We start from the raw sequence: 13,565 nt of genomic DNA, 5'->3' as shown, positions 1-13,565 counted from the left end.
GGCTCGAATGATTCTCGAATAAGGTCAGAATTAGGATAAGAAAATGACTTTAATTTTCTAAGTCCATGATCTCTTCTGCCAATGTCTCCCAATCTTGTTGCAGGGTTTCCAATTTGGCTTTTTCAGAGTTGTAATTTCTGGTATGTTCCTGCAATTTTACTGCATCGGAATAGATTTCCTCTTGAGCAAGCTCGGTTTCCAATTGCTTAACCAAGGTTTCTTGGTTTCCAATATTTTCCTCCAAGGCTGCAAGTTCCTTGTTTTTCTTCTGGATAATTCTTTTGGTATCTTCAGTAGGAGCAACTTTCTCCTTTTTAGGTTCCTCTTTCGGTTTCTTTTCCTGTTTTGCTTCGGGTTTGATCACACGTTTCGAGTTCCACTCCTCATATTCCTGATAGGTACCTGGATACTCCTTGATTTCTTTGTCTTCGATAAACCAAATCTTGTTGGCCACATGCTCTAGGAAATAACGGTCGTGGGAAACCACGATCAATGTACCCTCATATTGTTGCATGGCTTGGATCAAGATATTAACGGAAGCCATATCCAAGTGGTTGGTCGGCTCATCGAGTACTAGGAAGTTAGCATCTGCAGTCAATGCCTTAGCTAAAGCCACCCTTGATTTTTCACCTCCGGAAAGGACTTTGATTTTTTTGAAAACATCATCTCCAGTGAAAAGGAAACTTCCCAAAATGGAACGTAGTTCTGTTTCGGTATGCTTAGGCGCAAAGGCCACCAGTTCCTGTAAAATGGAATTTTCTAAGTGCAAGGCTTCTAATTGATGCTGGGCAAAGAAGGTCTGGGAAACATTATGTCCCTTAGTGCTCTTGCCTTCAAATTCAGAATCTGCATCTGCTACGATCCGCAATAGGGTTGATTTACCTTTACCATTGGCACCGATCAACGCAATTTTATCACCTTTTTCAATCAGGCCATTCGTGTTTTCCAGGATTTCTACGTTCGGGTAAGATTTGGAAATGTTTTCCATAGTTACCACATGTCGACCTGATGGTTTGGAGAATTTAAAGCTGAAGTTCACTTCAGGGTTGTCATCATCCACCTCATCCACCTTTTCCATTCGGTCAAGGGCTTTTATACGAGATTGTACCATTTTAGCCTTACTTGCTTTCGAACGGAACCTTTCGATCAACCTTTCCTCTTGTTTGATCTTGGCCTGTTGGTTTTTATATTGATTGCCTTGGATTTCTTCACGCAATGATTTTTCTTCCAGATAGAAGCTGTAGTTTCCAGCATAAAGGGTCAATTTTCCCTTTCTGGATTCAACCGTTTTATTGATGATCCTATCCAAGAAATAGCGGTCATGGGAAACAATCACGATTGCACCTTCAAAACTTTGTAGGTAGGTTTCCAACCATTTGATGGAGGGTAAGTCCAAGTGGTTGGTAGGCTCATCCAGCAATAAGATGTCAGGAGCTTGCAGGAGGATCCTGGCCAGCATCACACGCATCCGCCATCCTCCAGAGAAGGTCGCCAAAGGTCTTTTTTGTTCCTCTTCTGAGAAACCTAAACCTGCAAGGATTTCATGAGCACGAAATTCGATACTGTAACCATCCAATGCCTCAAATTCAGTCTGCTTATCGCTCAATTTATTCAGGATTTCATCCGAATAGTCTGTTTCTAATTTTTTGAGTAGGTTTTCAATTTCGGTATGCAGCTGATTTTGTCTTTCAAAAGCTTCCATTGCAACATGGAGGATGCTTTTTTCCGAGTGATAGGATAGGAGGTCCTGGTTTAAATAACCTAATTTTAGGTCTTTGGCCATGGATATGGTCCCGCTGGTAGGTGCGTATTCCCCTACGATAAGTTTCAATAAAGTGGACTTTCCGGTACCGTTAGCACCGATAAGACCTGCTTTATCCCCTGGTTTGATATGCCAGTTTGCCTCATCGTACAATGCCCTAGAGCCAATTTCAAATGTTAAGTTATTTATAGATATCATTTCGGGTGCAAAAGTAATGAATATTTCTGCATCTTTGGCTACCTTTGCACTCATGTATAAGCTAGTTAAACCATTTTTCTTCTCGATGAACCCTGAACAAGCGCATCATAATGTGACTTCAGGCTTGAAATTTTTTAATAAAGTATGGGGTTCAAAAGCATTGTTGAAATCCTTGTATTGTGTAGAAGATCCGAGGTTAGAAACCAAGGTCTTTGGCTTGACCTTCAAGAATCCAGTAGGGTTGGCTGCAGGTTTCGACAAGAATGCAGAATACATCGAGGATATGGCTAGACTAGGATTTGGCTTTATTGAAATCGGTACCGTTACACCAAAGCCGCAACCTGGAAATGATAAACCTAGGATGTTCAGGTTGGTCGATGACCATGCCTTGATCAACCGTATGGGATTCAATAATAAGGGTGCTGATGTAGCTGCCGGAAAACTTAAATTTCTAAAGGAGAGAAACGGTGTTTTAATCGGTGGAAATATCGGTAAAAATAAGGTTACACCAAATGAAGAAGCTGTAAATGACTATATCTATTGCTTCAAGGCTTTATTTGACTATGTGGATTATTTCGTGGTAAACGTAAGCTCACCCAATACACCGGGATTGCGTGATCTTCAGGAAAAAGAACCGCTTATGCATATCCTGAATACATTGCAGCAATTGAACCTGGAAAAGGCAAACCCAAAGCCTATCCTTCTAAAGATTGCTCCGGATTTGACCTTTACCCAATTGGATGATATCGTTGAGATCGTGATGGAAACCAAAATCGCAGGGGTAATCGCTACCAATACTACCATCGCCAGAGAGGGATTACAGAGCCACCGAATGTTGGTACAGGAACCAGGTGGCGTCAGTGGAAAACCATTGACCCGTCGTTCTACAGAAGTAATCCAATACTTGGCAGATAAATCCAATAAAGCCTTCCCGATCATTGGGGTAGGTGGTATACATTCTGCTGCGGATGCCATTGAGAAATTAAATGCTGGAGCAAGTTTGGTCCAAGTCTATACCGGTTTTATCTATGAAGGGCCATCTTTGGTGGCAGATATCTGTAAGGGGATCTTGAAAGAGAGAAGTAGGTAGAAACAGGATGGAAGGGATGAGAGGATGGGCCAAGATCTAGGAATGAACCAGGATGGAAGGGTTGAGAGGATGGACCAAGATCGTGTCCATTATGTCGCTGGAAAGGTAGCCGAATTTGTTGGGGCTTATTGCATAAGCCCGCCTCCTGCAATCCTAACATCAAAATCTCCCTTTAGGGTGATTAACTCCTTCATCCTTTTAGGACAGATAATTACCCCCAGAGGGGGTGGAATCCTTGTAGAAATTTGATGTTTGTAATGGCGAACCCACAGCCTGGGTGAAATATTTATCCATACCTTTTGTGTCAGCCTGAGTTTACCGAATGGGCCTCGGAAGTATCCACTCTTCATTTGAAAAATAGTTCCCTCATCTTACGATTTCGGGATGACAAACACCTCAAAAAATAAAAAAATAGATTCTTCGCTTCACTCTGAATCCCTCTTTAACGCATTTTGATTCTGAACGAATAGTGAGGAATCTGTACGGTTCTCAATATAAAGACCCTGTCATCCTAAATCTTTGATTTAGGAACTGTTCGCCAGTACAAACTATTGCAGATAGAAAAACTGTATGCCAATGCAATTATTCACAAAATTAGGTTTGCAATGTTCTGAGATCCTTCGGATGAACCTCAGGATGACGAAACGGAGGATAACCGCAGGTAAAGGAAAGTATGCCAATGCAATTATTCACAAAATTAGGTTTGCAATGTTCCGAGATCCTTCCTGCGTCAGGACGACAATGGGGTGTTAGCCTAAGATTTAGGAACTGTTCGCCAGTACAAACTATTGAAGATAGAAAAACTGTACGCCAATGCAATTATTCACAAAATTAGGTTTGCAATGTTCCGAGATCCTTCGGGTGAACCTCAGGATGACTAAAAAAACTTAACATAATGACATTGCCCGTTAGGGCAAAAATAAAAAGAGCTGATTTTTTCAAACCAGCTCTGTACAATATCTATAAACTCAATACTATTGAGTTACTTTTTTCAAGATATAATTGTCTTTCAAAGGGCCGTCGATAGGTTTTCCATCTTGGTCTAGGGAGAACAATTGGTTTTCGCCAACTTTTAGTTTCATGTTTACTTCTTTACCTACTAAATGAACGACACTGCCGTTGTCATGCCACATAAATTTACCGGTATCCTCAATTTTAGTGTCTCTTTCTTGATATTGACCTTCATAGGTAAAGGTTTCATCGGAGTTTAAGGTCACCGTAGTTTTGATTCCTGGACAGTCAGCGCAAGGAAATACGCCAGAATAGGTACCCGCCCAATCAACCGAATTTTGGGATGTATGGGTGCTGTCAACGGGGTTAGAATCTGTCAATACCGTTTCACTTGAATCTTTAGATTCCAATTGTTTATTAGCGTTTGAAGTACAAGAACCGAATGTCAATAACGCTGCGGTTCCAGCAAGTAAGCATAGTTGTTTCATATAACATAAATTTTATAATCAAAAATACCCAAAAACTGCGCCAAAAGCTACGTTATCAAGAGTTTTTGTAATAATAAATTTCCTTATAAAAAATTTCAGCTGTAAACCCATTTGGTCTACAGCTGAAAATTAATTATTAACAAAATACTAATATTGATCGATAAAATATTTTAAGAGATCTGTAGTAGTTACTATCCCTACAAGGTCTTCACCGTCCACGACTGGAATGGAGTGGAAAGAAACTTGAGAAAGGGTTTCTGTCACTTCCTTTATAGTCGCTTCAGGATCTACCGTCAATGGTGATTTAGCCATTAACTGCGGAATGCTGTACATATCATAAACGATAGTTTCGATATCATCCTCTTCGTTTACATCCGCATAGCTAATTTTCAATAAATCAGAATAACTGACTACCCCAACTAATTTTTTGCCCTCCACAATAGGCAAGTGACGGATATTATGTTTCTTGAATAGTTTCTCCGCCTCATATAAGCTATCTTTCGGAGTCAATGTGATCAACTCGGTTGTCATAATCTGCGATACTGGAACTCTTTGTTTCATGATATTTGATTTTAATGGTTTGCTTAATCCTTTACTCAAATATCATGTTTGCATTGCGCCAAAAACAGGAGATTAATTACGTTAATAAATGATCTTTACCGCGCTAATATTGTACTTTTTTTGTAACTTAATAGTTGGCCCAAAATTCAAGAATTGCTTACCATTTTATATTCCGATAAGCAGCATCCCAGAAATTAAATTCCAATCTACTTGCGGCAATAAAGGCTTCAAGCATGGCTTTTCTACCTTTATCTGTGCTGTTTTCTGCCATGTAATTACTATACTGTAGGGCTTTTTTCACACCTTCGGCAAATTCATCGCCACTATAGGTCTCAATCCAATTCTTGTAAGGGTTATTATCTGTATTCTGGTTTTGATAGATATGGTCTCCCACTTCTTTGTAAATCCAAAAGCAAGGTAAGATGGCTGCCGTAGCTACCTCTATGGGATCATAGGCCACCGTACTTTTCAAGAAGTGAATATAATGGTGACAAACGGGCTCTATCGTAATCTCTTGATTGGGTTCAAGCTTGAATTGCTTGAAATAAGCCTCATGTAAAGCTCTTTCCACGATCAAGGCATTCTTGCCAAATTCAAAGAAGTCCAAGGCCATTTCATTGTCCTCTGCCTTTGAACCGAGTGCCGCAAGTGCTCGTCCATAATGTTCGAGGTATTTGGCATCCTGAAGCATATAGAACTGAAACTTTTCCAATGGGAGGGTTCCGTTTTTCAATTCTTCGATAAAGGGCATTTTCAATATTTCATGATAGATGGGTTGGATAGCTTCCCAAGCTTGATCAGTCCATTTCATATTTAATGAGTCTTTGAGGGTTAAAAAAGTGATTCAGTGGTCCATTTCCTTTTCCTATCAGCAGATCTTTGCTTCCTTTTATGGCACTGTTGATATACATGAGAGCATTTTCGGTGGATTGTTCCAAGTGATAGCCACGGGCAAGGAATGATGCAATGGCAGAGGAAAGCGAACAGCCTGAGCCGTGTGTGTTCTTGGTATTCACACGTTTAGAATCGAAATATTGCGCTGCATGGTTTTTCTGGATCAATATACTGGTGAGTATATCGCTTTGAAGATGTCCACCTTTTAATAGTGCAGCATTACAGCCTAAACTTAAGATTTCATCAGCGACTTCTTCCATCGCATGTACGCTGCTGATTTCTCTACCCACCAATACGGAAACTTCATCAAGATTAGGGGTAATGATTTGGGCTATCGGAAACAATAGTTCTTTAATGGCCGCTATGGTTTCTTCATGGATCAGCCGATGTCCGCTAGTGGAAACCATAACCGGGTCAAAGACGATACTGCCTTTATAATCTTTCAGGGAATTAGCAATGGTTTCGACCAATTTGCTATTATGTACCATCCCTATTTTGATGCTGTCGGGATAGATATCTTCAAAGAGACAATCTAATTGCTCCTTTACAGCCTCAACAGGGATGTCGAAAATGTTCTTCACCCCTTGGGTATTTTGTACCGGCAATGCCGTCAAAACATTCATGGCATAGCAGCCTAGGGATGAAATGGTTTTGGTGTCAGCTTGGATGCCGGCACCACCGCTGCCATCAAAGCCCGCTATACTGAGAACAGTTGGTACTTTATATTTTTTGTTTTCTTTCATTTTAATAATCCTTTCAACAGTTCGGCTGCTTTTCTTGGGTCTGAACTGCCGCAAATTGCAGAAACGACAGCAATGGAATTTGCGCCAGCTTGAAATGCCTGTCCAGCATTGTCCTGCTTCATACCACCGATAGCGATCAGCGGTTTATCGGTTTTTAGTTTTATTTCTTGTATACCGTGAATACCCCAAGTGGTCACAGTATTGGTCTTTGTCGCTGTTTTAAAAATAGGGCTGAGCCCCAGATGATGGGTTGGGTCCATTTGAGGACTTTCCAGTTGATCTTGGTATTCCAATGACCAGCCAATTTTCAGGATATCTCCATATTTTTCAGCTATGTCCAGGGGCTGTGTATCCGAAAGGCCAACATGAACGCCCCAAGCTTGGATTTCAACTGCAATTTCAGGAGCATCGTTGATGATCAGAGGAATCTGGTATTGGTCTGTAATTTTTTTCAGTGCCTTTGCCTTGTTCAAATATTCCGTATGGCTGAGTTCTTTTTCACGCAATTGAATGATATCCACCCCGCCAAATATGGCTTCTTCCGCAACTTGCAGCCAATTCATTTTAACACAATCTTTTTCTGAAATCACCAAATAAAGGGGATAGGGGAAATCAGGATGGATTGGCATATTTTTTTAGTTTTAGGTTACCTAAAATCTGTTCTTTGGCAAGATTGTAAAGGATGTCATAAAAATTGAGCTGAAGGCTACCTGGGCCTTTCGATATTTTGGCAGCCAATTCGCCTGCAAGACTAGTGATGGCAATACCAGCGACAGCTTCTTGGTAGGGGTCTTTTGCTAAGCCAATGAATGCTGCGGTAATTGCGGAAGCCGTACAGCCCATTCCAGTTACCTTGGTCATCACGGAGGTGCCGTTTTTGATTTCGGTGATTTCATTCTTTGAAATGACATAATCAGTGGCACCGGAAATACAAACTATGGATCCCGTTTCCTCTTGCAGTAACTTTCCGGCATCTAGGGCCGAGCTGCTTGATTGGGTGCTGTCCACACCTTTAGCACTTTTATTGTTAAAGTTCTGAAGGGCGATAATTTCCGAAGCATTCCCACGAATGACCGTTGGTTTTAATTCCAATAGAGATTTTAGCGTTTCATTGCGTAGGGTAGAGATACCTGCACCAACCGGATCCAATACCCAAGGTTTAGCTAATTTGTTGGCCAGCTTTGTGGCCAGGATCATATTTTCTGCCCATGGTTTGCTTAGGGTACCGATGTTGATGACAAGGGCATTGCAGAAACTGAGGACTTCCTCTAATTCCTCTTCGGCATGGACCATAATTGGAGATGCACCAAGTGCCAGAAGGGCATTTGCGGTATTGTTCATGACCACAAAATTTGTAATGTTTTGAACGAGTGGAGATTTTTCTCGGACTTGAGTCAATAAATGATAAATGTCGTTTTCCATTATTTGAAAAATTAAAAACAATAATGGCTGAAGGGAGGGAATAGGCAATTAGGTTTGCCAAGCAATTTTGCTTTTCCCTACGACGGTTTTAACCGTATCAGGTTCAAAGGGTCTGTCTCAATTCCTATTAGAATACCCCTAAAGCCAATCAAATATAGCCCAAACAATCTGCAAAGACAAATTCTTGGGCTATAGCTTTATTTTTCGTTCAAAAGAATCTTAATTCTAAGGATGGTGTCTCGATCTTTCTGTTTTTCACTTTCGCTCAAGATTTCCCAAGGAATCAGGGAAGGGTGGAATTTAAGCTCATCATTTCGTACTTCTCCATAGTCCCAACCATTGATATATCGGTGTGCCATCCAGCGGTTATGCTCGATAATGGCCAAGGTTTCCACTTCATCCTCACTGAAAGCTATTGCATCCGGCTGGTTTACTGGCCATTCTTTATGGGTCAATAAAAACTTATAGGGAATATGGTCTGCCTGCGCTCGGCTGGCATCTTTTGCATCTTCGCTCAGGGTTAACCAATCAGAAGTGTATCGGGCACTTTCTGAACTGGTACCGGAAAGTAATTTTCTATAATCATCATGGATGGCCTGGGCTAATTTGTCCAATTTATTGCCCGTGATAAATTCAAGGTTACAGATATCTTCCATCTGACCAAAGAATTTTATCCTATCGCTTTCTTCCGAATAGCGGATCAACTTCCGCAAACCTTTTCCTTCAGCATTGAGCACATAGATCGGGAATTTACTATTCTGGGTTTTGTCCAAGAGTTCCAAAGCGGTATTGAGATTAGTTTGGTCCTGGTCGAAAGCAGTAATGAACAAAGTTTCATTGCCTTTATCCAATAATTCCTCCCTAGATACCAGCTCATTGTAGGTTCCTTGAAAATTATGGAATTCAATAGGAAAAATCTTATTGGCTTTAGGATATTGCTCGTTGAAGTAATTCCTGTCTTTTTCAGCTTGCTCGGAATAAACAGCAATTTTCAGGTCATTTTCGACAGAAATATGGAAAATCCTCATGGCTTGGACCAACATGGCTTTTGCGAAATCCCCATAGCCTAAAAATACGATTTTATTGATATCGGAAAGTTCCTTACCGGATCGCTGTAGATCTATTGGAAATTGCGAAAAAAACTGCCTTGCCAACATCTTGTGGATGTTGAAGAATCGAAGTTGGATTTGGTTGTTATCTAAATGGATTCCGGTGTTCTTGACCAAGTCGATCAACCTTGGGTTGCTGATATGTAAAAAGCAATGCAAGTCGTTCTGACATTTTGATCTATCGTAGATATCTTGAACAGATTCAATGATTTCAATTACGGTTTGCTCATTTTCTAGGAAGACGATCAGGGAAGAGGCGCGTTTGATCCCTGCTTCCAGTAGGGTACTTTCTTCTTCGGCATTTCCGATAATCACTAAGTGGCCCTGTTTTTTTACAGAATTGATGTCGGCATGCTCTGTTTCCTTTTCAATGGCAATTCCTTTTTGCTTATAGTCTTCCTTTAGGCTTTGAAAAAGTTGCCTACCTTTTTTTGAGATACCCACAGAGATGACATGGTTCTGTTTGAAAGAAGCCTTTAAGAGATTGAACTGTTCGGAGAATACCTTTTGAATAATCTTGTAGGCACCGAAAAGCAGAATGCCAATGGCACATATCTTAGCTAGGATCAATTCCCAGGGTACATTTTCAGCTTCTAGGCCTGAACCTGAAGGGTCGCCACCGAATACGATTTTGATGATGCGGTAAATCCGATCAGGTAGGTACCTCAAGGAGTTGCTCTCAGGAAAGAACTTGGATAAACCGATCCAAGATAATATTATCAAAAAGCATACAAATGCTATTCCCAATAGACCTTTTTGTCTTCTTGTCAAATTCATTCTTTATTTGCTTAAGTTCTGTTTTGCTTCTTTTAGGAGCGTTTCAACTTCAGATTTCAGTTCTTTGTTCTTGATCTTGATCAATTGTTTTTCTGTAATGTCAACCATACGCTGACCTATCAATTTCGTTTCAGGCTTACTGCTGAAATAATTGGCAACCATAGCCCTGGCCAACGGATGGTAGTCATAGGTCACTGCCAACAATTGAAGGTTCGCCTCATTTTGGATAGGGTAGTTTTTCTTCAAGATATCGGTAATCTTGACGTTGGAGCTAGGGGATACTGACCTGACGAATGGATCTTCAAAATACCAGGTGTCATAGGTGCCGGTCGTATCAATATAGTTCAGGATTGCTCCGGTTTCATTGTCATATTTTTTACCATAGAATTTCTCCAAATCTCTAGCCAATTGGTCTTTGGACATGCTGACCTGTCCTGGAACTTCCCAGATATTGATGGCGATGCCATTCATGAGTGATTCAATGGTCATTAACCTTTTGTCGCCTGGCATTACATTGATCTGATCAAATCGCTGGTTGATAAAGGGCATAGTCAGGATGTTTCCGGTTTTTGCATCAACCACCTTTGCTGCATAACGCATTCCTTCACCGTCATCCTGTACAAAGATCTGCTTGTCATCATCCGAGAAATGGAAATATTGTGTGTTTTTGCTGATGCGGATAGTTTGGCCAAATGATTTTTTGTCCTCCAAATCCCATAAGCGCATATGGGTGGCGTCTTCAGAAAGGGCCAATATATTTCCTTGGTTATTGAAGACCATAAACGGCGTAGCGATGGTTTTCATTTCCAAAATAGGTTTATAGGTTTTGGTTTCTAATACCTGTGCATCGCCGGTAGAACTGACCTTGATCAAGTATTGAGAATTAGGACTGAAAGCGCCACTGCTCAAAGCGTCCTTTCCTTCGATTAGGACTTTTTTAGAAGCAATATCCACCACTTTCCAGCCATCAGGATTTACTAAAATCACTGATCTGTAATCTGGGCTAACCGTAAAACCAGCGATATCCTGTTCCTGCGTATAATTGATGTTCTGTTTTCCGGTTTCAATATCCCAAGATGCAAAGCTGTTCTTACCGGTCCTTGCGAGGACTTGGGTTTCCTCCTTATTGAAGATGTAAAGTTTCGCTTGAGAATCAAATGGCTTTCCAACTGGTTTTCCCGTGCTGGCATCAAAGAAGTAGGTTTTACCACTTTTGCCCTTAACAAGTATCCGTTTAGTTTTGTGGAGTACTAGGTGAACCGTTACCTCTTCGGGTACTTGAATAAAGTTTTTGGTTTTTTCGCCAGTCTTAAGATCCATCTTTTCCACTGACTTTCCAGCTCTGTATCGTAAGAATGCAGAATCATCGGTAATACCTGGCTCAATATGGGCAAGATCTTTGGTTTCATAGAACTGTGCCACTCTTAAGGGGTCGCCCTTTTTGTTTTCAATAAAGGTCTGTGAATTTCCACTTACCAAAGATTGGGTCCAATCTGGTGAGTTGGTTTCTGCATTTGTAGCATCTTGTTCCATAATCTTCATCATGTTGCTGAAAAAGAAGATGTTTTCTGGTAATTTACTGGTTTTGGTAATGGATCCGTTCGACGTATTGATCTGGTTGATCTGGGAATCATTTCCTTGGTATAGATTACCATTACCGGTGAAGCCGGTAAACCTGACCAACATGGCTGATGGGGCAGACCATTGAACGCCATTGGATTTGTTGAAATAATTCGTTCCATCAGCATTGTGAAAGGCAATTTGGTTTCCATCATTACTGAAGGTCGGTGTCTTGATTCCAGATTTGAAGTGTTTTTTAAAGACTGGTTTAGGGTCGACTACAGCTAGGTCATAGATGCTAACTTCAGAATCTTCTGGAAATAGACGCTCCACAAATAGAGTTTTGGAGCTATTGTCAATATATGCAGAAGATGGAGCAATCTGCTCTGTTGCCGAAATGACCTGTTCTTGTTTTGTTTCCGTATTGAAAAGTACGACTTCCCGTGACCTTTTATTGAATACGATATATCTAGCGTCTGGAGAAACAGCTATTATGGCAATAAAGGAGCTGTCCGGATTTAATCGAAGTTCCTCTTTTTGGTCCTTTTCAATATCGTATCTGACGATATTGCTGTTCGTTGTGGTAACATATGCCCTGTTCTGTCCATCGAACAGCGGGTAGCGGGTTTGGATTGCGGTGATATCATCCCGTTGTTTAATAAGTTTCCGGTCAACGGCATCCCAAACTTGGAGTACATTCAAATTGTTTCCGGCACTGGCGAACCCAACCAACCATTTGCCATCAGGGGAGAAGCGCGTTACACCGTAATTGACATTTGGCATTCTGGTAAGATCATCTTGGACCGACAACATGGAGTGTGCAAAAAGTTCTGCACTTTCATCACCTCTTCGGGTTGCTTCCGCAATATATGCGGCGCCATCACCATATTCGCTTTCGGTCAATTTATTGATTCCTGAAGCATACAATGATTTTGCAAGATTGCGCAATGCGGAGTTTCTTTGGTTCCAGGCAAAAATACCGGCAATGATGGCTAGGATACCCAAGGCAGCAATCGCCGTTGCAATGCGTTTGATATTTTTGTTCTTCTGTTTTATTTTCTCCAATTGGTAGGCTTGGTCCCTCTTGGTCAATTCCCCCAATGGTACGCCCAATATTCCGGATATTATTTTCAACAAGGCGAGGTCCAATCTTTTCTTGTATTCCTCGACCTGGTTTTTGATGAGGTGGTTAGCTATTCCTTGTTCGTGCAAATACCGGCGATAGCCTTCGGCAGTGGTGAATCCTTCGTCCTGTGTATGTGGAATACGGACATCAGCAGCAAGTACTTCCTCTGGTTGATCTTTGATTACCTGTCCATTTTGATCAATGTTATATCGCAGTTCATCAGGGAAACATTGTGCTTCGGTATGTGTATCGCCATATTCAGGCTCACCTTTTAGGATCAAAGCCATGATCTGTTTGGATTTGCCCGTCTGTTTGAAATACCTGATTTCGTCCCGTACATAAGTTGATCTGGCTGATCTTGGAGAGCTTAAATAGATCAGGAATTCAGAACGGTCGAGTGCTGAGGTCAGGGAACTGCTCAAGCTAGAACTGGCCGAAAGTTCCTTTTCATCCTGAAAAACGGGGTAAATCTGTCTTGGGATTTCCTGGCCGGCAGCATTTTTCTTACCGATAAGGTCTTCAGGGATTTCATAGGTTTCTAATGCATGGTGTAGCCAATCCGCCCATTTCCTACCTTCACCCTGATTATCACTATGACTATAACTTATAAAAGCTTTATACTTCTTACTTAGGTCTTGCTCTTGATTTTCCATGTAATAGCTATTTGGTAGTATCTTGAATTTCAAATGACAAAAACCAATCCCTTTTCAAGAGTTTTTAAAAAAATTGAATAAAAACTGGCTTTTAACTTAATTTAATTATTGAATTAACTCCATGTTTTGAGCTGCTGCTAATTATCATTCTTAATATGTAGATTTTAATGAACAGGGGGATGGCTCCTTATTTCTGTAAAATATTTGTGGAATAAATATAGAGTACTGTTA

General features: G+C 40.9%; 10 protein-coding genes and 1 riboswitch. Of the genes, 1 reads left to right on the top strand and 9 read right to left on the bottom strand.

Annotation, left to right across the window (positions count from 1 at the left end):
* Positions 1-49 precede the first annotated feature (49 nt).
* Positions 50-1,960 (bottom strand): ABC-F family ATP-binding cassette domain-containing protein, encoded by a 1,911-nt coding sequence (locus NMK93_RS13060; protein ID WP_185213872.1) that lies wholly within the window; start codon positions 1,958-1,960, stop codon positions 50-52.
* 52 nt (positions 1,961-2,012) lie between these two features.
* Here NMK93_RS13060 and NMK93_RS13055 point away from each other — a divergent pair, with 52 nt between their 5' ends.
* On the top strand, positions 2,013-3,050 hold the full coding sequence (locus NMK93_RS13055; protein WP_185218335.1) for a quinone-dependent dihydroorotate dehydrogenase: 1,038 nt from the start codon (positions 2,013-2,015) through the stop codon (positions 3,048-3,050).
* Positions 3,051-4,024: 974 nt separating this feature from the next.
* Here NMK93_RS13055 and NMK93_RS13050 read toward each other — a convergent pair.
* From NMK93_RS13050 to NMK93_RS13015, 8 genes are all read right to left on the bottom strand, one after another.
* Positions 4,025-4,489 carry a copper resistance protein NlpE gene (locus NMK93_RS13050; protein WP_254527755.1) on the bottom strand — a complete coding sequence of 155 codons (465 nt, stop codon included), beginning with the start codon at positions 4,487-4,489 and terminating at the stop codon, positions 4,025-4,027.
* A gap of 147 nt (positions 4,490-4,636) precedes the next feature.
* Positions 4,637-5,050, bottom strand: coding sequence for a CBS domain-containing protein (locus tag NMK93_RS13045; protein ID WP_093097648.1), 414 nt, complete (start codon positions 5,048-5,050; stop codon positions 4,637-4,639).
* A 157-nt stretch (positions 5,051-5,207) separates the two neighbouring features.
* On the bottom strand, positions 5,208-5,861 hold the full coding sequence (gene tenA / locus NMK93_RS13040; protein ID WP_254527754.1) for a thiaminase II: 654 nt from the start codon (positions 5,859-5,861) through the stop codon (positions 5,208-5,210).
* Entirely contained in the window at positions 5,848-6,687 is an 840-nt protein-coding gene (gene thiD / locus NMK93_RS13035) for a bifunctional hydroxymethylpyrimidine kinase/phosphomethylpyrimidine kinase (protein ID WP_254527749.1), read from the bottom strand. Before thiD ends, tenA begins: the two co-directional genes overlap by 14 nt.
* Positions 6,684-7,316, bottom strand: a complete 633-nt coding sequence (gene thiE / locus NMK93_RS13030) for a thiamine phosphate synthase (protein WP_302328324.1) — start codon at positions 7,314-7,316, stop codon at positions 6,684-6,686. The genes thiD and thiE overlap by 4 nt, the downstream gene beginning before the upstream one ends.
* Positions 7,300-8,109: a hydroxyethylthiazole kinase gene (gene thiM, locus NMK93_RS13025; RefSeq protein ID WP_254527746.1), complete on the bottom strand. Its 810-nt coding sequence runs from the start codon at positions 8,107-8,109 to the stop codon at positions 7,300-7,302. Before thiM ends, thiE begins: the two co-directional genes overlap by 17 nt.
* A gap of 57 nt (positions 8,110-8,166) precedes the next feature.
* Positions 8,167-8,259, bottom strand: a riboswitch (TPP riboswitch).
* Positions 8,260-8,306: 47 nt separating this feature from the next.
* The gene (locus tag NMK93_RS13020) at positions 8,307-9,995 is read right to left on the bottom strand and encodes an NAD-binding protein (protein WP_185218330.1); all 1,689 of its coding nucleotides are present in this window, start codon (positions 9,993-9,995) and stop codon (positions 8,307-8,309) included.
* A 3-nt stretch (positions 9,996-9,998) separates the two neighbouring features.
* The gene (locus NMK93_RS13015; RefSeq protein ID WP_254527745.1) at positions 9,999-13,334 is read right to left on the bottom strand and encodes a toll/interleukin-1 receptor domain-containing protein; all 3,336 of its coding nucleotides are present in this window, start codon (positions 13,332-13,334) and stop codon (positions 9,999-10,001) included.
* Positions 13,335-13,565: the final 231 nt, after the last annotated feature.

It is taken from the genome of Sphingobacterium sp. LZ7M1 (genome assembly GCF_024296865.1).
Taxonomy (GTDB): domain Bacteria; phylum Bacteroidota; class Bacteroidia; order Sphingobacteriales; family Sphingobacteriaceae; genus Sphingobacterium.
This window is presented reverse-complemented; position numbering and strand designations above follow the sequence as displayed.